We start from the raw sequence: 20,722 nt of genomic DNA on the forward strand, positions 1-20,722 counted from the left end.
TTCCACCGTAGCAGCACGAAGCAAAGCGCTAAGAGATTGCCAAAAGGCGCCCCAAGGTTACTTGGGGCGCCTTGAGCTTGCTGCGGCTTATTCGTTGACGGGTGCCAAAGAAATCTTGCCGCGGTTGTCGATGTCGAGGATCTCAACCTCGAGCTTGTCGCCAACCTTGACTACGTCTTCGACGTTTTCAATGCGCTTAGAGCCACCAAGCTTAGAGATGTGCACGAGTCCGTCACGGCCAGGCACCAGGGAGACGAATGCGCCGAAGGCGGTCGTCTTGACAACGGTGCCGAGGAAGCGCTCGCCCACCTTTGGCAACTGCGGGTTGGCAATCGAGTTGATCTTCTCAATTGCTGCATCAGCAGCCTCGCCCGAAGCGGCAGAAACATACACGGTGCCATCGTCTTCGATGGAAACTTCTGCACCGGTGTCCTCGGTGATCTGGTTGATGTTCTTACCCTTAGGGCCAATCACCTCGCCGATCTTGGATACTGGCACCTTGATGGAGGTGATACGCGGTGCGTAATCGCTCATCTCATCTGGGGAGTCAATAACCTCAGCCATGGTGTCCAGGATGGTCAAGCGTGCCTCGCGGGCTTGCTCGAGGGCGTCGGCAAGCACCTTCGAAGGGATGCCGTCGAGCTTGGTATCCAATTGCAGCGCGGTGATGAACTCGGCCGTACCTGCGACCTTGAAGTCCATATCGCCGAAGGCGTCTTCGGCGCCGAGGATATCGGTCAGTGCGACGTAGCGATCCTTACCGTCGACCTCATCAGAGACCAGACCCATGGCAATACCGGCCACCGGTGCCTTCAGCGGAACACCAGCGTTTAGCAGCGAGAGCGTGGAGGCACAAACGGAACCCATCGAGGTGGAGCCGTTGGAACCAAGGGCCTCGGATACCTGACGGATGGTGTACGGGAAATCCTCGCGGGAAGGAATCACGGGCAGCAACGCGCGTTCCGCCAATGCGCCGTGGCCGATCTCGCGACGCTTCGGAGAACCAACGCGTCCGGTTTCGCCGGTGGAATACGGCGGGAAGTTGTAGTGGTGGATGTAGCGCTTGGAGGTTACCGGGGTCAGCGAGTCGATGTGCTGTTCCATCTTGAGCATGTCTAGGGTGGTCACGCCAAGAATTTGGGTTTCTCCACGCTCGAACAGGGCCGAGCCATGGGCGCGAGGAATCAGCTCAACTTCCACGGAAAGATCGCGGATCGCGGTAACGCTGCGGCCGTCGATGCGGTAATGATCCGTCAAGATCATGTGACGCACAATCTTTTTCATCACGGCGTTGAAGGCTGCGCGAATCTCCTTGGACAGCGCTGCATCTTCTTCACCATCGAGCAGATCCTCTTCGATCTGCTCCATGTACTCATTGGTGGCCTCGTCGCGTTCCTGCTTGGATGCGATGGTCAAAAGCTTGCGAAGACGCTTGGATGCCTTCTTCTCAACCTTTTCAAAGACCTCATCGGAGTATGCCGGGAACAGCGGGAATTCCTGAGTTTCCTTGGCAGCACGCTTTGCCAAGCCGGCCTGTGCCTTACACAGCAACTCAATGAAGGGCTTGGCAGCCTCAATGCCCTCAGCAACAACCTTCTCGGTTGGGGCAGGCTTGCCATCTTTAATCTTCTCGGCAACGCCTTCGGTGGCACCGGCTTCCACCATCATGATGGCTACATCGCTGCGCTTGCCGCGGCCGCGGCTCTTTTCTACCAAGCGCCCCGCAACAACCAGCTCGAAGATGGCATCTTCGTGCTGCTCGTGATCCGGGAATGCCACCCATTGGCCCTTGGGGTGCTGCTCATCAGCGATCAAGGCGACACGCACACCACCGACGGGGCCGGATACCGGCAGACCGGAAAGCTGCGTTGCTGCCGAGGCGCCGTTGATGGCAACCACGTCGTACATGTCCTTGGGATCCATGGACAAGACAGTGACTACAACCTGCACCTCATTGCGCAGGCCCTTGACAAAGGTGGGGCGCAGCGGACGGTCGATCAGGCGGCAGGCCAAGATCGCCTCGGTTGAAGGGCGACCTTCACGGCGGAAGAAGGAGCCGGGGATTTTGCCGCCGGCATACATGCGCTCTTCCACGTCCACCGTAAGCGGGAAGAAGTCAAAGCCTTCGCGAGGCTGGTTCGATGCCGTGGTGGTGGCCAGCAGCATCGTGTCATCGTCGAGGTAGGTGGTCACGGAGCCACCTGCTTGACGGGCCAATTGGCCAGTTTCGAAGCGGATGGTACGAGTACCAAAATCACCATTATCAATGGTGACGGCTGCTTCAGTGATTCCGAAATCGGGATCTTCAATATATTCGATCAGGTCAGCCTGATTGCTCAAAATGCACGTCTCCTCAAAAAATATCGTGCGCAGCGGTCGTCGGTGCCGCTGGTCGTGCTCGTTGTTGCAAATGCTTCTTTCACATCTCGCAATTGTCACAGCCTAGCACGTCTAGCTCGAAAAATGTCGTGATTGTCTGCACATACCAAGCGCACACGTTATTGATGGCGCACGGTGAAGGCCTCAGGGACGCCACGTGATTCTTATTGCACAAAAGCCATATCCACCGAGCGCCGATGTTTCCTCGCGCATCCGGTGATCGCACACGCTGGATACAACAAAAACAAGGGCCCTACCTCCTAGAGGTAAGACCCTTGCATGGAAAGCGAAGCTTAGCGACGCAGCCCCAGACGAGCAATGAGATCACGGTAGCGATCAACGTTGTTGGCAGCCAGGTACTTGAGCAAGCCCTTGCGACGACCAACGAGCAGCAGCAAACCACGACGGGAGTGGTGATCGTGCTTGTGCTCTTTCAGGTGCTCGGTGAGCTGCTTGATGCGTGCAGAAAGCAGTGCAACCTGAGCCTCGGGGGAACCGGTGTCAGTCTCGTGCAGACCGTACTCCTTGAGGATCTCTTTCTTCTGCTCAGTGCTCAAAGCCATGCGTATTTCTCCTATTTCAGTACCACATCAATGTTGCCAAATACTTGGCAGTTCAGGACTGCTGTGGACTGCAGTGAGCTGAACCTGTCAAAGGATAGCACTTATGGCAGGATCAGCCCAATTAGCTATGCCCTTCGCACGTGCTTAAGCGCCCACCGCTTCACCGCGAGCCACGCGCGTAAGCCGAGCCATGAATTCCTTTAAGAAGCGCTCCACGTCAACACCCACGGCAACCTGGGCTGTTTTTTCTTGATCATTCAGGCGCGTCTCATCGCCGATGGTGCGGCCGCGAGTCTCACCTTCGGTATCGACCTTGAGGTTGATAGGCAGCATCTGCACCAAGCTGGGGTCTACTGCTACTGCTACCGCAAGCGGATCATGCAGCCCGCAGCCACCCAGGTGCGGCGCCACGGTGTCGTAGGCGCGGATGTAGTAGTCGGTGGCGTCGGCAAGCAAAAGAGCTTCAGGCGTACCAAGTTCGCGCCAGGTGCTGGTTTCTTCGTAGGTGAGCAAGGTCTGCAACGTGACATCCAATCCGATCATGGTGATGTCACGGCCATGGCGCACCATATAGTCGGCGGCCTCGGGATCTTGGTTGATATTGGCCTCGGCCCATGGCGATACATTGCCGGGCACCGTCAGCGCACCGCCCATAAACACGATGTGTGCATTGCGCGCAAAGGATTCGCTGCGCTGCATTGCGGTAGCGATATTGGTCATGGCTCCGGTTGGCACAATCACCAAATCATCGCCATAGCGCTCCACCGATTCGATCAAAAAATCCACCGCGGATTGTTCCTGCACCCCGGCCTTCGCATCGGCTACCTCTGCCTCACCGATGCCATTCTTGCCGTGAATAAACGCAGAGATCTCGAGTACTTCGAAATCATCTTTGGCCAAAGCATGCGGTTCGCCCACATAGACGGGCACATCAGGGCGACCGAATAATTCCAGCAACGCCAGATCATTTCGGGCACCATCCTCGACGAGGACGTTGCCATAGGTTGCGGTGACACCAATGAGGTTCAGTTCCTCGCTTCCCAGGGCATAGGCAAGGGCGAGGGCATCGTCGATGCCGGTGTCGAGGTCAAGAATGATGTTTTTTGGCATTAGTGTTCTTCCCTGTCGTTGAGTACGTTGCGGCAGTGTTCTTTGCCCATTTCGGTAGCTTCTGCGATGATCTCGCGTGCTCGTGCCACATCACGGCCCATGGCTTCGAGGAGTTCCTCGACGCCATCAAATTTTTCCATCCCACGAATATGGCCCACAAAGGCCACCTCAACGGTGTGCCCATACAAGTCTGCTTCGCGGTCAATGACAAAGCTCTCAACGCTTCGGCGCTCATCGCCAAATGTTGGGTTATGGCCAACCGAAATCGCCGCTGGATAGGCAACGCCATATTCCATGTCACCTTCGATAGGCGCTTGGGATGTGACGGTAAGCAGCCCTGCATATACCCCGTCGGCAGGCAAAGCCACGTTATCGGGAAAATAGAGATTCGCGGTGGGATACCCCAGCTCACGGCCTCCTCGACCTGCTCCGCGCACCACCTGGCCGCTGACGCTAAACCAGCGACCAAGGCACCAATTTGCGCGCTGCACATCGCCGGATTGCAAGGCCTCACGAATGACTGTGGAAGATAATACGGTGCCATCTTCGGCCAGCAGTTCTCGCACAATCACCTCCACCCCATAACGTTCGCCGAGGTGAATGAGGGTTTCGGTGGTGCCGGCAGCCTTGTGGCCAAAGGTGAAGTTCTCCCCCACCACCACCACCTTGGCGTGGAGTCTGTCTACCAGGATGTCGCGGAAAAAATCCTCGGGATCTAAACGTGCAAGATCGGCCGAAAAGCTCATGGCCAACATGTGGTCGATGCCGAAGTCTTCAGCGAGTTCGGCTCTCGCTGCTACCGAGCCGAGCATCGGGGGCATTTTGTCTGGGCGCAGCACAGCCATGGGGTGTGGGTTAAAAGTCAGCAGAATGCTGGGGATACCCAATGCTTGTGCGCGTTCTGTTGCCTCGCTAATCAGCGTGCGGTGGCCGCGGTGTATGCCATCAAACACGCCGATGGTGACGACCGATGCCTGCAGGGTCTGAGGGATCTCGTCGAATCTCTGCCAAATATCCACGCCCACAACCCTACGACATACACTTGGGATCCATGACTGATCCCCTTGCTAACTCAGGCCTTGTGGTTGTAGACAAGCCACAAGGTATGTCCTCCCATGATGTGGTTGCTAGGCTTCGTCGCATCTTTGGCACCAGGCGAGTCGGCCACGCCGGCACCCTGGATCCGATGGCTACCGGTGTGTTGGTGGCAGGGATCGAACGAGGCACGAAGTTCTTAGCCCACATGGTCGCAGATACCAAGGCCTATGAGGCCACCGTGTTTTTGGGTGCTTCAACATCAACCGATGATGCTGAGGGTGAGCGTGGGGAACTTGCCGACGCCACCGCGATCCAGGCCATCACTGAAGCAGAGATCGAAGCGGAAATTGCCCGGCTCCGCGGCCCGATTATGCAGCGTCCTGCTGCCGTAAGCGCCATCAAAATCGACGGGAAGCGCGCATATCAACGAGTGCGCGAAGGCGAAGCTGTAGAGATTCCCCCACGGCCGGTGACCATTGATCGCTTCGATGTTGTCGATCTGCGCAAACACCCCGATCATATTGCGCTTGATGTGGTGGTGGAGTGTTCTTCGGGCACCTATATTCGCTCTTTGGCTCGCGACTTGGGCGAGGCTTTAGGGGTTGGCGGCCACCTGACTGCCCTTCGGCGCACGGCCGTCGGCGCCTTCGGGCTTGAAGATGCCCGCAGCCTGGAAGAGCTCGAAGCGCATCCTGAACTCAGCGTTTCTTTAGACCAGGCCCTGATCCGCTGCTACCCGGTGCTTGAAGTCTCACAACAAGAGGCCGCCGATCTTGCGATGGGCAAATGGCTGGCTCCCCGTGGTCTTCGCGGGGTGCACGCCGCCGTGGCTCCCGATGGTCGCGCGGTGGCGCTTGTGAAAGAAAAGGGCAAGCGGCTCGCCACTGTCTTTGTTGCACGCCCCTCGACGCTCTAGCTAGGCGCTACTTACCGCGGTCGCTGCCACCACGTAGTGATCGCGGATCGCCCACTTGCCCTCGATAAATGGCACCGGTGTTGGGCGAACCAGCAGATAGGACACAAAGGTGCCATCGGGGCGGATATCAATTTCTGCTTGATCGAAACCCAACCAGCGATGTGTCAGCGGGAACCACGCTTTATAGGTGGCCTCTTTTGCACAAAACAACAGCCGATCGGCGCAGCAAATACCGGACTGCTCCAGCTTGCTTAATTGGCGGCGCTCCCCTGGCCGCGAAATCGAATCGATCAGCCCCTCGGGCAGGGGCTCTGCCGGTTCAGCATCAAGGCCCATCGAACGCACAATGAGTCTGGGGGCCACCACTGCGGCCCGGAAGCCTTCGGTGTGCGTTAAAGATCCGCTCACAGCCGCAGGCCAGACGGGCATGCCGCGTTCACCACGCAGGATGGGCTGGTCGCTATCTCGACCTAGCTGGGCAAGTGCATCGTGGGCACACCATCGTGCATCGCCAAATTCTGCCTTGCGCGCATCCACAGAGTGCGCAACCAAAATCCTTTCGAGCGGATGCAGGCGCTCGAAGTGCTCGAGGTTGTGTCCGTTTTTTGGCACTACCAGGGAGCTGAAACGCGCCGATGCTGGAAAAAGGGACGCATCAAGCACCATCTGGCACCTCCAGCACAGGCACTGGCCACTGCCGCTTTGTGATGCTGTCTCGCCACTGTTTGGGGTATCCCAAGGAGGCCTCAATATGTGGCACACCTGCGATGGTGGTGCGACTGGGAAGGTGGAGGTGCCCGTACACCACTGCCCGGGCGTTATAGCGCTCTGCCCAGCCCTTGGTGTGTTTGGTTCCGCACCACATGGCCATTTCCGGCACGCCTAAGGCTTGTGCGAGTTGCGGCTCTAAAGGCCAGTGGTTCATCAGCACCGTGGGGCCTTCGACACGGCCGACTCTATTGACCGAGTAAGACAGCCGCTCCCAGCACCAACCGCGGATATCAACAAAAGGCGCAATAAAAAGCTCATCAGAAAACATCACTTCCTTGCGCTTCGCAGCATGCAAGGCCTGTTCTACTGTGGTGCCTTTGGGGCGCAGGGAGTAGTCGTAGAGGGTAAACAGTGGCACGACTGTGACATCACCAAAGCGCGCAAAGGGATCCTCGGGGGTTAATACACCGAGCTCCCTGCAACCACGGACGAGTTCTTCGTATTTTTCTCTTCCATGCGGCTCGCCACTGCCTTGGCTAAAAAGCTCATGGTTTCCAGGCGACCACACCACGGTGTGAAAACGCTGGCGCAAGGTAGCCAGGGTGCGCAGCACCGTCTGATTTTTCTCAGCCACATCCCCTGCAACCAACAACCAGTCCCCCGGGTTACGTGGCTGGAGCGTATCGAGCATGTCGGCATTGGCAGCAACCGAGGTGTGCAGATCAGATACAGCCCAGAGTGTTTTCACCACGGCGGCACCTTTCTGCATCCACAACGACCCTTCGAGGTTTCATGCTAGCGGAAAAGAACCATCCGCTAACGCTGCCCTACGCAACAACGCGTATGCGCTTTCGCCACGGTGGTTTAAGCACCCACCGATGCCCAACGCATGGATCGGAAACGCCACAAACCGGCAAGCATGCGGATGGCAATAAAGGCCACGATGCCCCACCACACACCGACAAGGCCGCCATCAAGCCACAAGGAGAGCCACACGGCTGGGAGGAAGCCGACAACCACCGATGCGATTGATGCCGTCCTTAAGAAGGCGGCATCGGAGGCGCCTAGCAAGACACCATCGAGGGCGAAGACCACGCCACCGAGCAAAATGAGCAAGACCAACTGCCACCACGGGCCTTGCATGCTCTCAAGCACGGGCTCCGAGTGGGTAAAAATGCGCGGAATGCTGCTGTGCCCAATCGCGAACACGGCGGCGAGAACAACTGAGAATGCGCTGGAATAGGCCAAAAGCCGCGTGCCGGCGCTACGGGCGAGGGCCACGCTGCCAGCACCGAGGGCTGCGCCGGTAAGCGCCTGGGCAGCAATGGCAAGGGAGTCGAGCACCAGGGAAAGGAAGTTCCACAGTTGCAATAGCACTTGGTGTGCAGCAAGTGCATCGGCGCCAAAGCGCGCGGCCACGCTGGCTGCAGAAAGGAAGGCCACCTGGAAACTGAGAGAGCGCAGAATCAGATCGCGGCCTAGAACCAATTGGCGCAGCATCACCTTTGGTTGCGGTGCGTAGCTGCCGCGGTGCCGGTGTTTGAGGTAGGCAAGGAAGCAAGTGGTGGTGATGATGGTGCCAATTAAGTTCGCCCATGCAGAACCCACCACCCCATAGCGATGCACGAGCACAGGAACGAGAATTGCGCCTGGAATGACACCGGCGAGGGTGAAAAGCAGCGGCAAGCGGGTGTTTTGAATCCCGCGTAGCCAGCCATTGCCTGCCATGACCATCAAGATCAATGGGATGCCGAAGGAGGTCACTTTGAGCCACGATGTGGCGGTGGCTGCGACGTCTGGGTTGTTGGCGAGCCAGAGGCTAAACCATGGGGAGCCGAAGAACATCACGGCCCACAGCACGGCACCGACGATGATGGCAAGCCAGGTGGCCTGCACGCCCTCGGAGATTGCGCCTTCTTCGTCTCCGGCGCCGTACTTGCGTGAAGCTCGGGCCGTGGTGCCATAAGAAAGGAAGGTCAGTTGGGTGGTGACCATCGAATACAAGGTGGTGCCGGCACCGAGGGCAGCCAATGCCACTGTGCCAAGCCTTCCCACCACCGCTGTGTCGAGCAAGAGATACAGCGGTGTCGCCGCCAACACGCCCAGTGCTGGGAGCGCAAGGCCGAAAATTGTGCGGGCATTGACTTCGGGGATATGGGTTTGAGAGCTCACAGGCCTGAACCGATCAACCTTCCAAAAGTGAGTGTGTGGGGCGGATGTGGGAGATAAGGACGCAGCGCCGGAGGCCTTAAGCCTGCGGGAAATGCGCGATGGCGTTCAGTACCTCGGAAAGGACGTGCTCTGCGGTACCGAAGGTGGAAAAACCGGCGGCGCGCACATGTCCTCCACCGCCGAGGGTGCGGGCAAGCATGGAAACATCGATCACGTCGCTTCGCAGCGATACTGCCCAATCTCCGGGTTGGAATTCTTTGGGCACCACAATGATCTGGGCTTCGCTCATGCCACGGATGGTGTCGGCGATCTTATCCACCGCACCAAGGGAGTGGCCTGCAATGCGATCATGACTCGCCAGCGCTACCAGCACCGTCCACGGGCCGGCCTGCTCAATTCTGAGATCCGCGAGTACTTTGCCGAGCATTTGCAGATCGGCCACGGAGCCTCCGTCGAAAAGCTGCTTGCTAATCGTTCGGATATCGAGGTTGTGCACCACGAGTTCCTGGGCAAATTCGTGCATCTGCGGCCGACCCCAACGAAAGCCACCTGTATCGGTAGCTAGGCCTGCATACAGCGCGTGCGCCATGTCGTCGGTGATGTCGACGCCGAGGTAGCGAAACCACTCCCTGAGAACCGTGGTGGTGGATTCTGCCATGTAATCGAGCAGATTGATCCCGGCAAAGCCACGGTTTGAAGCGTGGTGATCCACCAGGATGACTCGTGAGGGATCGGCGATGACCTCTGGCTGCAAGGTCCCGGTGCGCCCGAGCCCACCGCAATCGACCACGACGATCAGGTCGCATTCGGGCAGGGTATCAACACAACGAATGTGTTGTGCACCGGGGATATGCAATAAAGCGGGGTCGATCTCTTCGCGCTGGCCGATGACACCGATGCCGGTATTGCCCAACTGCTCGATCGCACCCAGCATGGCGCACACGCTGCCGATTGCATCAGCGTCGGGATTTTTATGTCCTACCACGCAAACGGTTTTGGCCTTTTTCAATTTTCGCGTGGCCGCAATGTAGTCGGCTCCGCTGGGTTGAGGATCGCGCCAGGGCTGCCTAGTCGTCTGCATGCTTATAGGGATTCGCTTCACCTGCAGGCTTGGCGTTTTCGCGCAGTTTGCGCAGCTCTTCGTCGCGTTTGCGTGCGCGCGCCAACATGGCCTCCATGTGGGCTGAGGCTTCAGGCACGGTATCGAGTTCAAAGCTCAGCGTGGGGGTGAAACGCACCGACAGTTGCTCGCCGACGATCCGGCGCAAGGTACCGCGAACCTTCTCCAAGGCTGCGGCGGCTTGTTCATGATCGGGGGCTTCGTCCATGGTGCGGCCTCGCACGGTATAAAACACGGTGGCATCGTGAAGATCACCGGTGACGCGGGCATCGGTGATGGTGACCAATTCGAGGCGACGGTCTTTGATTTCGCGCTCGATGGCGGTTGCCACGATGGTTTGGATGCGCTTGGCCATGCGGGCGGCGCGGGCGTGGTCTGCCACGGTGTGCTCCTTGGGTGTAGTGATTACTTCTTGCTTAATCCCAATCTATCGCGGTCTGCTCGAATACGAGATTGGGGTGAAAACCCGCCCCCGTAGCGTCGCTTTTCGACGTCCACGGGGGCGGGATGTGGGCTTGGTTTTAGCGCTCAAGCCCGAAGGCGCACCAGTCTATGAGGTGGGAACCTCGCGCTTTACTTAGTCGCGGGGAACTTCAACCATCTCGAAGACCTCGATGATGTCATCGACCTGGATATCCGGGTACGAGAGCACCATACCGCATTCGTAACCTGCGGCCACTTCGGTGACATCGTCTTTTTCGCGGCGCAAGGATTCGATCTTGGCGTTGTCTGCCACCACAGCACCATCGCGCAGCAGGCGAACCTGTGCATTGCGACGTACCTTGCCGGATTCGACCATACAACCTGCGATGAGGCCGACGGCAGAAGCCTTGAAGATGGCGCGGATCTCGGCGCGGCCGATTTCCTTTTCCTCGTACACGGGCTTGAGCATGCCCTTGAGTGCCTGCTCAATTTCCTCGATCGCACGGTAGATCACCGTGTAGTAGCGGATATCGACGCCCTCGGCATTTGCCTCCTCGGTGGCCTTGCCTTCAGCGCGAACGTTGAAGGCGACGATCACGGCATCGGAAGCTGCAGCCAAGGTGACGTTGGTCTGGGTAACGGCACCAACACCACGGTCGATGATGTTGAGCTGTACCTCGTCGTCCACCTCGATCTTGAGCAGCGCCTCTTCCAGGGCTTCCACCGAACCGGCGTTGTCGCCCTTGAGGATGAGGTTGAGCGTCGAGGTTTCCTTGAGTACCGAATCCAGGTCCTCCAGGGACACGCGCTTGCGGGACTTCGCAGCCAGTGCGTTGCGCTTGCGCGCATTGCGCTGGTTGGCGATCTGACGCGCCACGCGGTCGTCTTCGACCACGAGCAGGTTATCGCCAGCGCCTGGCACACCGTTGAGGCCCTGCATCTGGACGGGGCGGGAAGGACCAGCCTCGTCGACGTCGTTACCGTGCTCATCGACCATGCGGCGCACGCGACCATAGGCATCGCCTGCCACCACCGAGTCGCCAACGCGCAAGGTACCGCGGTGCACGATCACCGTTGCAACAGGGCCACGGCCACGGTCGAGGTGGGCTTCAATAGCCACACCTTGGGCGTCCATGTCCGGGTTGGCGCGCAGATCCAGGGAGGCGTCTGCGGTCAGCAGCACGGCTTCGAGCAGCTCATCGATGTGGAGACCTTGCTTTGCGGAGATGTCCACGAACATGGTGTCGCCACCATATTCTTCGGGCACCAGACCGTATTCGGTGAGCTGACCGCGGATCTTATCCGGGTTCGCGCCTTCCTTATCGATCTTGTTCACTGCCACCACAACCGGCACGTCGGCGGCCTTGGCGTGGTTGATCGCCTCAACGGTCTGAGGCATCACGCCGTCGTCAGCAGCCACAACGAGCACTGCGATGTCGGTTGCCTTGGCACCACGGGCACGCATTGCCGTGAAGGCTTCGTGGCCAGGGGTATCCAGGAAGGTAACGCGACGATCTTCGCCGTTGAGTTCCACATTGACCTGGTATGCACCAATGCCCTGGGTGATGCCGCCGGCTTCGCCCTCACGGACGTTGGCCTTACGGATCGAGTCGAGCAAACGAGTCTTACCGTGGTCGACGTGGCCCATGACGGTAACCACTGGCGGGCGCTGGGCGAGGTCTTCTTCATCGCCCTCGTCCTCACCAAATTGCAGGTCGAAGGACTCGAGCAGCTCGCGGTCTTCGTCTTCTGGGGATACGACCTGAACCTTGTAGTTCATTTCTTCGCCCAGCAACTGCAAGGTTTCTTCGCTCACCGAAGCGGTAGCGGTGACCATCTCGCCGAGGTTGAACAGTGCCTGCACCAGTGCTGCGGCATCGGCATTGATCTTCTCAGCGAAATCGGACAGGGATGCACCGCGTGCCAAACGCACAGTTGCGCCGCCGCCATCGGGCAGGCGTACGCCACCGATGACGTTTGGTGCCTGCATGGATTCGTACTCGTTACGCTTCTGACGCTTCGACTTACGACCCTTGCGTGGTGCACCACCTGGACGGCCGAATGCACCTGCGGTGCCGCCGCGACGTCCGCCACGACCGCCTCCGCCACCGCGGAAGCCACCGGGACCACCGGGGCCGCCTGGGCCACCGCCTGGACGGCCACCGCGATTGCCGCCACCGGATGCACGGGTTGGCATCTGCGCGGGGTTCGGGTGGGTTGGCATCATTGCCGGGGTTGGACGACGTCCGCCACCTTGGCGTTCCTGACCGCCCTGGCCACCGCTGCGCTGACCACCTTGGCGCTGTGCGCCACCGCGGCCGCCACCGGGGCGAGGCGTGCGATCTTGTTGTCCCCCACGGCCGCCTGGGCGTGGGCCACCACCGGGTCGGGGTTGTCCGCCGGGGCGTGGGCCACCACCGGGACGAGGAGCCGGACGCTCGCCACCACCGGTGGAGAAAGGATTATTGGCTACACGAGGCGCACGCGCACCAGGCTTTGGACCTGGCTTGGCTTGCGGGCGTGGCATCGATGCAGGCGTAGTAGCAGGCGCTGCTGGCTTAGCTGCTTGCTCACCAGGCTTGGGCTGGGAGGTCTTAGCAGCGGGCTTTGCCTGTGCAGGGCTGGCAGCACCGGGCTTCGGTGCAGCCTTGGCGCCTGGCTTGGCTGCTGCTGGTTGCGCTGCAGGCGAAGCGGGCTTTTTCGCAGCCGGCTTCGGCTGTGCAGGCTTGGCGGCCTTCGCGGCCTGTGCAGGGCTTGCAGCACCGGGCTTGGGTGCAGCCTTAGCTGCAGGGCCGGGCTTCGCGGCAGGCTTCTTCGCAGCCTTGGCGGCGTCCGCTGGGCTTTGCGCCGCAGATGCGCTGGCTTTCTTCGCCGGTTTCGCAGCGGGCTTTTCTGCCTGCTCGCCTGCGTCGGTCTTGGACTCGTAGTAGGCCTTCATCTTCTTTACCACCGGTGGTTCGATGGTCGAAGATGCGGTTTTGACGAACTCACCTTGCTCTTTGAGCGTGGCGAGCAGTTCTTTGCTGGGCACACCAAGCTGTTTTGCTAGCTCATGTACACGTAGCTTTCCGGGCACTTCTCTCCTTGGGTTTTAAGGCAAGGAATCGAAGGCCGGAAAGCCTATTCGATCCCTTTACCTGTGTGCGTTGACGTTCATCGCTGATGCTTCATCGTGTGCTCATCAGTGTTGTGTCTTCCTTACAGTGTCAGGGTCGTGCGCATTGCGCGCAGCGAGATACTCTCGCAGATGACCTGTGTCTACTGGCGTAGACACCCGAAACGCGCGGGCAAATGCTCGCCTGCGCGTCGCTTGTTCCAATGCCTCGATTGTTGGGGTAATCCACGCTCCCCTGCCGCCGAGGCGATGAGCCGGATCGGCGAGGATGTGACATACCCCTTCGTGTTGCCGTGCGGCGAGTCGAAGCAGCGAATGTGAATCTGTGGTGGTGTTCGTTGCGATGCAGGTGCGCTGCGGCACATGTGCGTGTGTTGGCATCTGCTTTCGCACAAACCACCTTTCAACAATCCCTACAGTTTCTGTCGCCTTTCATAGGCAAGCACGTTGATCCTTCTGAAACCGTTTTCGGCATGCCAGAAGTAATCAAGGGCCATCGGTCAGTGTACGCCAAAGTTGTCATTTGGCGAATCTGCCCCCTCATCCAGGCGAAAGTGTGCTGGCTTTTATCAAGGTCAAGCCAGCGCGGGGAAGGTGGCAGATGCTTACTCGGCGTCCTTATCGGAGCGGATATCGATTTTCCAGCCCGTCAAACGTGCCGCCAGACGAGCATTTTGGCCTTCTTTACCAATTGCTAGGGACAGTTGATAGTCCGGCACCGTCACTCGTGCCGTTTGGGCTTCTGCGTCCAGCACCTCGACGTGGACAACCTTCGATGGGGCAAGTGCATTGCCAACATAGGTCGCCGGATCATCGGAATATTCGATGATGTCGATCTTTTCGCCGGCGAGCTCCTTCATGATGTTGTTTACTCGCTGGCCACGAGGGCCGATGCATGCGCCTTTCGCATTGAGCCCCTTGGCATGGCCACGAACAGCCACCTTGGAGCGGTGCCCTGCCTCGCGGGCGATCGAAATGATTTCCACGCTGCCATCGGCAACTTCTGGTACTTCGAGTTCAAACAGGTGGCGCACAAGCTCGGGGTGCGTGCGCGAGAGGTTGATCTGAAGGTTGGTGGGTGCGCGATTCACGCCTACGACGTATGCCTTAATGCGCTGGCCGTGCTTGAGCTTTTCACCTGGAATTTGCTCCGCAGGAATCAAGATGCCGTCTTGGCCATCCATTTCGGTGCCAAGGTGAACGACCACGATGCCCTTTTCCTTGGCAATGGCGTCGGCTTGCACCACACCGGAGACGACCTTTTCCTCGTACTCGGAATAGGCGTCATATGCCTTGGAGGTAGTAGCTTCGCGCAATTTCCTCAAGATGGTATCGCGCACCGCTTTTGCACCGATGCGGCCGAAGTGCGAGGGGGTGTCGTCGAATTCCGAGGTGACCACGCCGTCTTCATCGAGCTCGGCAACGATCACGCTGACTTCACCGGTGTCCTGGTCAATCTCTACTCGTGCGCGCTGACCGCTGGTATCGCTTTCTTCCTTATATTCCAGGTAGGCATGACGAAGCGCTCCCGCGATCGTGATGAGCAGCTCTTGAACAGAGATGCCGTGTTCTTTCTCGATCGCACGGAGCGCCTGGATGTCAATATTCACTTATTTAGTGTCCTCTCGCCACTGTATGGCTTCGTCGTAGCTGTAGCGCACCAAGGCCATCTGATCTTCCGGCGCTTGGGCAAATTCAATTTCTACCACCGCTTCGGGGTGCTTGGCTAGTGCGAGGGTGTCTACTTCGAGATTTTTCCCCACCTTCCGCACCACAACAACGTGGTTTTCTTCCTCGTTGAGCGCGCCGACTCGCCAGATTTCCTTCTTCCCATCCACATGAATGGCCACCAAACGCCCGCGGTTACGGCGCCAATGCCTTGGTAATCGCAAAGGGCGTTCCACCCCAGGGGTGGTGACTTCCAAGGTGTAGCCTGCACCGAAGTTCGCGGAACCCTCGGCTTCGGCGGCGTCGAAAAGCTCCGAAATTTCTTGCGACGCCACCTCGAGGGTGTCCAGGTCGGGGGAAGTGTCGCCGTCGAGCATGACGGTGACTGAGGATTTTTTGCCTGCCTTATTTACTTTCACGGCCTCAACATCGAGGCGGAGACGATCGGCAATGGGTTGCACCATGGTGCTGAGTTCTTCGGGTGTGGGAAAAGCCATGCTCGCCATGCTAGTAGGTTGGGGTGACTATACTTGCTCGGCGATGCGTGTTTCTGCCCTAGCCCTCCCCCTTGCTCTTGCGCTTTCGCTTGGATCCTGCAGCCTTATTCAGCAACCCGAGCCGAATGCTGCCCTGATCAACCTCGCAGCTCAAGCGCGGCATGAGGCCGATATTTATCAAACGCCGGCGCTCAAGGAATTGCGCGCCCAGGATGCTGAGGAACTCATTGCCGAGGCCATGCGCGCCTGCGGTCATCGCGATTCCGGCGAGCAGCCCGAGACGTGTACCTATGAGGCAATCGAGCAAGACGTTGGGGAAGCAGAAACGGATCCACGCCAAGGCTTAGAGCTTTTCGACGTCTCCGCGCAGCTCACCCTCGATGCCACCCCGCAGGTGCCACAGGATGCAATGGCGGTGCTGGTCCCGCAGGTGATTGATTTAGTTAAAGCCGGCGCTGCGGCACCGGTGGCGGGCGCGGCTCAATTGCAGCCTTCCAAAGAGCTCAAATCCCAGGGTGTGAAAACAGGTGACCTCGAGGCAGATGCCGATGATGCTCGTGAGGCACTCGCTGCCGAATACGGCGCTCGATATGGCCTGGGCGTGGCCCTAGGCTATGCGGATGCAGCAGGTAGGCAGCGCATTAGTGCGCTTCTGGAAAGTCACCAGCAGCGCATTGATGTTTTAGAAGCCAGCCTGGAGCCCACCGGAGAGGTGCCAGTTGCCGAGCCGGCGTATCGCTTTGCCGGCACCACCCCCAGCGATCCGAGCACCGCCTTAGAAGCTGCAAACATGATTCAAGACACACTTACGCAGCGCTATAGCCATCTTGCAAGTCTTGCTCGCACTGCGTCCTGGCGCGAGCTCAGCACCGCCCTAGCTGCACAAACAGCCGCGGAATAGCGCCTTTTATCAACTGAGACGCCACGGCGTCTTCCGGTATGTGCCCCGGAAGCCCTGTGCAAGGTTGAAGCTTCACCTTGCCTAATATGGTGAACATGTCAACCAAGTCCACCGCTGAGCAGCCAGGCGACGCTGCAGCTCGAACCAAACGTTCCCGATGGCTGGCCTTAGTGCTTTTGCTTCTCGGGATCGCACTGATGGCCATAGGCGCCAAAGATGTACCCAGCAACACCAACGGCAACCTTCCCGAAGGATCGGATTCCCTCGCGGTTGCACGCACCGTAGAACAGCTCGAAGACGATGCCGGCGACACTGCAACCATCGCGGTCCTTGAGCAACCCGGCGGCATCAATATCACCGAGGCTCAATCGCTAGCCGCTTCTATTGGTGCCAAGGCGGTGCCAAGCAAAGACGGTGAAGCTGCGCTGATCTTTAGCAATATCGAAGGTGGCACCAGCGCCCAGGTTGCCGAGCAGGTCAATAGCTTGCGCGAAGACCTCAAGGCCGAGGCACCGGAAGGAATGCAGGTTCAGGTCACCGGCCCCGCTGCGATTCAAGCCGACCTTGCCAATGTGTTCGACGGCGCGAATTTCCTGCTGCTTGGAGTCACCGCCCTCATCGTGGCGTTGCTGTTGATCATCACCTACCGCTCCCCGATTTTGTGGCTCATTCCTCTAGCAGTGATCGGCGTTGCCGACCGCGTGGCAGCAACGGTATTTACCTGGGTGCTCAGCGCGCTCGGCATGAGCTGGGATGAATCCACCGCAGGTATTTTGTCCGTGCTCGTTTTCGGCGCAGGCACGAACTATGCCTTGCTGCTCATCTCTCGCTACCGCGATGAACTGCGCGTATATTCCAGCCGCTATGAGGCGATGGCCCGGGCTTGGTTGCCAACTGCAAAAGCATGCGCCGCCAGCGCCTCAACCGTGGCGCTTGGCGTGCTATGTCTCTTACTTTCTGCGGCACCGAATACTCGCGGGCTTGGTGTGGCCTCCACCATCGGCGTGCTCATTGCTTTGACGTTTGCACTCTTCGTGCTTCCGGGCGCTCTTGTGACGTTCGGACGTTGGGTGTTCTGGCCTAAGGCCCCCACGGTGGGCACTGAGGCGCAGCACGGCATTTGGGATCGCATTGGCAACTTTGTTGCCGGCCGAAAGATCGCAGTGATCATTGGCTCGCTGGTGCTGCTGGCCATTGCCTGCGCAGGTTCGCTGAACATGAAAATTGGTCTATCCCAAGCAGACCAATTCATCGACACCCCAGAGTCCATCGCCGCCACCGACACCCTCGAGGCGCACTTCCCCGATCAAGCAGCCACGCCTGCAACGGTGCTCGTTGAGGATCGCTCTCAGGTCCAGCAGGTGGAAACGGCACTCAAAGACGCTGGCGCTTCCGTGCAGCCCGGCCAAGAAATCGGCACGGATACGGTGCTCAATGCTTCTGGTTTAGACACCCCGGCACTGCGCGATGCACTCGAGCCCTACGCCGCAAAGGTCGGCGGATCCGAGGCCGAATTGTATGACCAAGCGCAATACGCAGCATCCGATCGCCGTGTCATTTTCCCTGCGGTGCTGGCCGTGGTGTTGCTGGCGCTCATTGTCTTGCTTCGCAGCCTGGTGGCCCCGCTCGTGATGGTGGCAACCGTGCTGCTGACCAATATTGCCGCTATGGGACTTGGCTGGTGGGCCTTCCAGCACATCTTGGGCTTTAACTCCCTTGCCGATCTCACCCCGCTTTACGCCTTCGTATTCTTAGTGGCCCTGGGCGTGGACTACAACATCTTCCTTGTCACCCGAGCCAAAGAAGAAGCAGCGGCGAATCCGGATGGCGATATGAGTGCTCATGTGCGCAAAGCTTTGTCCACCACCGGTGGCGTGATTACCTCCGCCGGCATCCTGCTTGCTGCCGTATTCGCCGCCCTAGGCGTGCTACCGCTGGTGGCTCTGGCACAGATCGGTGTGGTGATCTTCCTTGGCGTGCTCCTGGACACGCTGGTGGTGCGCACCATTTTGCTGCCCGCCGTCATGATGGTGTTTGGCCAAAAGTTCTGGTGGCCATCTAAGCCAACCGCGCGTGGCAACACCAAGCACTAGCGGTTGAGCAGAAAGCACAACAGCCCCGAAACGTTCTTCGAGAAAACGTTTCGGGGCTTTCGTTGTTCCTGTGTGCAGCTAGACGCGAGTAAACATCACACAAGAAAATGGTCCGAGCGAAAGATAGGCATCCGAGCCTTCCATATCGGAGGTCTCGTGGTTGCCGAAGAGTGTGGAGTAGGTGTTCGCATCGGAGTTGAAACGAACACGCCAATGCCCTTCGGGGATGGTGATATTGGCAGCGCATTCAGTACGCGAGAAGTTCACCGCCACGAGCACCGCGTCCCCATCAAGGGTTTCGCGGCTAAAGACGAGCAGCTTCGATGCATTGTCTTGGTGATGCACCTTGGTCACAGGCCCCTGGAGCCCTGCGGTGGTGCCGTCGAGGTTGCGTCGTAAAGCAACAAGGTCAGAGAACATCCTCGCGATATCCCTAAACGCCCATGCCTGGCCCCAATCCAGTGGCACGGTGTCACGGAACCACTCATCCTCTAAGAACTCCTGCCCCTGGAAGAGCATGGGCATACCGGGAGCACTGAGTACCAGACACGCGCCGAGGGTCGCTCGTTTCTGTGCATCCCAGCCATCCGGGTTATCGCCTGCTACCTCGGTGGTCACGCGCGCCGAACCATTGGCTACCTCATCGTGTGATTCGGTGTAGATCACGCGATCAAAGGGATTCAGATACTCGTGGGTGACCGCAGCGGACACGGAGTCGATATTGCGAGAGGCATCATCGTTGGTGATCAAGGCCTCGCGGATTGGGTGAACAAATTGCGAGTCCCACTGCGCATGCATATTGCCGCCATCGGGCTCGGTGGACGATACGGCCGCGAGGTTATGCAGATCCTCGGCGATGGCGATCCTGCCTGGGAATTCCTCGCGCACTACCCGACCGATCTCGTGCATCATGGTCCAGCCTTCTGGGATGTCATCAGAGAAGCCGTCTTTGGAACGCATATACGGGGTCATGTCGAGGCGCAGGCCGTCTGCGTGGTAATCGCGAAGCCACATTCTGGCATTGTCGGAGATGAAGTCTCGCACTTCCTGGCGCCCGTAGTCAGGGCGGGTATCGCCCCACGGAGTGGAGCTGCGCCAGTCCTGGTAGAAGTAGATGCCACCTTTGTCGTTTTCCTGCCAGCCATCGAATTGCCACAAAGACAAATCAGACGGCCCGAAGTGGTTGTACACGACGTCGATAATCACGGCGATGCCGCGGGCATGTGCCTCTTTGATGAACTGCTTGAGCGCATCGGGGCCACCGTAGGAGGATTCCACGGCGAAGATATTGGCGGGGTTATAGCCCCATGAGTAGTCGCCGGCGAACTCCATGAGCGGCATCAGCTCAACGCAGTTGATGTTGAGGCCCACGAGGTAGTCGAGTTTTTTGGTGAGGTCTTCGAGGTTTGCAGGCGAATGTTCATCGCCGTTATCAACAAAAGAGCCGATATGGGTTTCATAAATCACAAGTTCATGCTGATTCGGCGTAGCGAATTCATCGCCTGACCAGTCAAAATCACCGTGGTTATAGAGGACGCCGTTGCCCACGGAGTTAGTGACCTTGAAGGCTCGGGGATCGATGCGCATGTAGGTGTTTTCGCCATTGCGGATGGCAAATTGGTATTCCTGGCCGGTGCGTGCCTCGGGCACTACCCCAAAGAAATTTCCCGATTCTTCACGTTCGAGCACATTGGCCTGCTCGTCCCAATCATTGAAATCACCAACCACGGCGACCGAGTCAGCATTCGGTGCCCACACGCGAAAGGCGTAGCCCTGCTCGAGAGGAATCGCACCCATACCGGGCACATATTGTTGCACGCTCATCCTTGCTTGCTTCTTTCTTGTGTTTGAGTCCATCGGTTTCTCGCCGAATCGTTGCCCATATCCTAGCCCCAAGCAGCGGGGGCACCTAGCTTGAATGCCATAGATACTGCCCGTTTTTGCCGGTTATGCTGCTCGAATAGTAGCCGGCTGAGCATTCACTGTGCACCAATTTTGATATTCAACAATGCATTA

The 20,722-nt window shown here is 58.7% G+C and carries 17 protein-coding genes; 3 read left to right on the forward strand and 14 right to left on the reverse strand.

The window, feature by feature from the left end; genetic code table 11:
* Positions 1–87 precede the first annotated feature (87 nt).
* The 4 genes from IEU99_RS01425 to IEU99_RS01440 form a co-directional block, all read right to left on the reverse strand.
* On the reverse strand, positions 88–2,340 hold the full coding sequence (locus IEU99_RS01425) for a polyribonucleotide nucleotidyltransferase (RefSeq protein ID WP_128889667.1): 2,253 nt from the start codon (positions 2,338–2,340) through the stop codon (positions 88–90).
* 332 nt (positions 2,341–2,672) lie between these two features.
* Complete coding sequence (gene rpsO / locus IEU99_RS01430; RefSeq protein WP_128889666.1) at positions 2,673–2,942, reverse strand: 30S ribosomal protein S15; 270 nt, start codon at positions 2,940–2,942, stop codon at positions 2,673–2,675.
* 144 nt (positions 2,943–3,086) lie between these two features.
* Positions 3,087–4,052 (reverse strand): nucleoside hydrolase, encoded by a 966-nt coding sequence (locus IEU99_RS01435; RefSeq protein ID WP_128889665.1) that lies wholly within the window; start codon positions 4,050–4,052, stop codon positions 3,087–3,089.
* Positions 4,052–5,071 (reverse strand): bifunctional riboflavin kinase/FAD synthetase, encoded by a 1,020-nt coding sequence (locus IEU99_RS01440; protein ID WP_128889664.1) that lies wholly within the window; start codon positions 5,069–5,071, stop codon positions 4,052–4,054. Before IEU99_RS01440 ends, IEU99_RS01435 begins: the two co-directional genes overlap by 1 nt.
* Before the next feature lie 32 nt (positions 5,072–5,103).
* On the opposite strand from IEU99_RS01440, the gene truB reads away from it, so the two are divergent.
* Positions 5,104–6,006: a tRNA pseudouridine(55) synthase TruB gene (truB, locus tag IEU99_RS01445; RefSeq protein WP_128889663.1), complete on the forward strand. Its 903-nt coding sequence runs from the start codon at positions 5,104–5,106 to the stop codon at positions 6,004–6,006.
* Here truB and IEU99_RS01450 read toward each other — a convergent pair whose 3' ends face one another.
* The 9 genes from IEU99_RS01450 to rimP all read right to left on the reverse strand — a co-directional run bounded on the left by IEU99_RS01450 (position 6,007) and on the right by rimP (position 15,712).
* A complete protein-coding gene (locus tag IEU99_RS01450; protein ID WP_128890807.1) occupies positions 6,007–6,669 on the reverse strand; it encodes a 4'-phosphopantetheinyl transferase family protein in 663 nt (220 codons plus the stop codon).
* Positions 6,662–7,486 (reverse strand): metallophosphoesterase family protein, encoded by an 825-nt coding sequence (locus IEU99_RS01455; RefSeq protein WP_128889662.1) that lies wholly within the window; start codon positions 7,484–7,486, stop codon positions 6,662–6,664. Before IEU99_RS01455 ends, IEU99_RS01450 begins: the two co-directional genes overlap by 8 nt.
* Before the next feature lie 95 nt (positions 7,487–7,581).
* On the reverse strand, positions 7,582–8,889 hold the full coding sequence (locus tag IEU99_RS01460) for an MATE family efflux transporter (RefSeq protein WP_128889661.1): 1,308 nt from the start codon (positions 8,887–8,889) through the stop codon (positions 7,582–7,584).
* 76 nt (positions 8,890–8,965) lie between these two features.
* Positions 8,966–9,970, reverse strand: a complete 1,005-nt coding sequence (locus IEU99_RS01465) for a DHH family phosphoesterase (protein WP_128889660.1) — start codon at positions 9,968–9,970, stop codon at positions 8,966–8,968.
* Positions 9,957–10,391, reverse strand: coding sequence for a 30S ribosome-binding factor RbfA (gene rbfA / locus IEU99_RS01470; RefSeq protein ID WP_128889659.1), 435 nt, complete (start codon positions 10,389–10,391; stop codon positions 9,957–9,959). Before rbfA ends, IEU99_RS01465 begins: the two co-directional genes overlap by 14 nt.
* 195 nt (positions 10,392–10,586) lie before the next feature.
* A complete protein-coding gene (infB, locus tag IEU99_RS01475; protein ID WP_128889658.1) occupies positions 10,587–13,508 on the reverse strand; it encodes a translation initiation factor IF-2 in 2,922 nt (973 codons plus the stop codon).
* 105 nt (positions 13,509–13,613) lie between these two features.
* Positions 13,614–13,928, reverse strand: coding sequence for a YlxR family protein (locus IEU99_RS01480; RefSeq protein WP_128889657.1), 315 nt, complete (start codon positions 13,926–13,928; stop codon positions 13,614–13,616).
* A gap of 224 nt (positions 13,929–14,152) precedes the next feature.
* The gene (nusA, locus tag IEU99_RS01485) at positions 14,153–15,157 is read right to left on the reverse strand and encodes a transcription termination factor NusA (RefSeq protein ID WP_128889656.1); all 1,005 of its coding nucleotides are present in this window, start codon (positions 15,155–15,157) and stop codon (positions 14,153–14,155) included.
* A complete protein-coding gene (gene rimP / locus IEU99_RS01490; protein ID WP_128889655.1) occupies positions 15,158–15,712 on the reverse strand; it encodes a ribosome maturation factor RimP in 555 nt (184 codons plus the stop codon). It abuts the gene before it with no gap.
* A 43-nt stretch (positions 15,713–15,755) separates the two neighbouring features.
* On the opposite strand from rimP, the gene IEU99_RS01495 reads away from it, so the two are divergent.
* Together IEU99_RS01495 and IEU99_RS01500 are read left to right on the forward strand one after the other, a co-directional pair.
* Entirely contained in the window at positions 15,756–16,613 is an 858-nt protein-coding gene (locus IEU99_RS01495) for a DUF4439 domain-containing protein (protein ID WP_164931152.1), read from the forward strand.
* Positions 16,614–16,708: 95 nt separating this feature from the next.
* Positions 16,709–18,706, forward strand: coding sequence for an MMPL family transporter (locus tag IEU99_RS01500; RefSeq protein ID WP_128889653.1), 1,998 nt, complete (start codon positions 16,709–16,711; stop codon positions 18,704–18,706).
* 78 nt (positions 18,707–18,784) lie between these two features.
* Here the strand turns inward: IEU99_RS01500 and IEU99_RS01505 are convergent, their stop codons facing one another.
* Entirely contained in the window at positions 18,785–20,530 is a 1,746-nt protein-coding gene (locus IEU99_RS01505) for an alpha-amylase family glycosyl hydrolase (RefSeq protein ID WP_206731218.1), read from the reverse strand.
* Between the last annotated feature and the right edge of the window lie 192 nt (positions 20,531–20,722).

The organism is Corynebacterium pelargi, from assembly GCF_014635485.1.
GTDB lineage: Bacteria > Actinomycetota > Actinomycetes > Mycobacteriales > Mycobacteriaceae > Corynebacterium > Corynebacterium pelargi.

Coding starts and splice junctions, on each gene's coding strand:
- rpsO (WP_128889666.1), bottom strand. CDS start 2,942: ATGGCTTTGAGCACTGAGCAGAAGAAAGAGATCCTCAAGGAGTACGGT.
- IEU99_RS01435 (WP_128889665.1), bottom strand. CDS start 4,052: ATGCCAAAAAACATCATTCTTGACCTCGACACCGGCATCGACGATGCC.
- truB (WP_128889663.1), top strand. CDS start 5,104: ATGACTGATCCCCTTGCTAACTCAGGCCTTGTGGTTGTAGACAAGCCA.
- IEU99_RS01455 (WP_128889662.1), bottom strand. CDS start 7,486: ATGCAGAAAGGTGCCGCCGTGGTGAAAACACTCTGGGCTGTATCTGAT.
- IEU99_RS01465 (WP_128889660.1), bottom strand. CDS start 9,970: ATGCAGACGACTAGGCAGCCCTGGCGCGATCCTCAACCCAGCGGAGCC.
- IEU99_RS01480 (WP_128889657.1), bottom strand. CDS start 13,928: ATGCCAACACACGCACATGTGCCGCAGCGCACCTGCATCGCAACGAAC.
- rimP (WP_128889655.1), bottom strand. CDS start 15,712: ATGGCTTTTCCCACACCCGAAGAACTCAGCACCATGGTGCAACCCATT.
- IEU99_RS01495 (WP_164931152.1), top strand. CDS start 15,756: ATGCGTGTTTCTGCCCTAGCCCTCCCCCTTGCTCTTGCGCTTTCGCTT.
- IEU99_RS01500 (WP_128889653.1), top strand. CDS start 16,709: ATGTCAACCAAGTCCACCGCTGAGCAGCCAGGCGACGCTGCAGCTCGA.
- IEU99_RS01505 (WP_206731218.1), bottom strand. CDS start 20,530: ATGAGCGTGCAACAATATGTGCCCGGTATGGGTGCGATTCCTCTCGAG.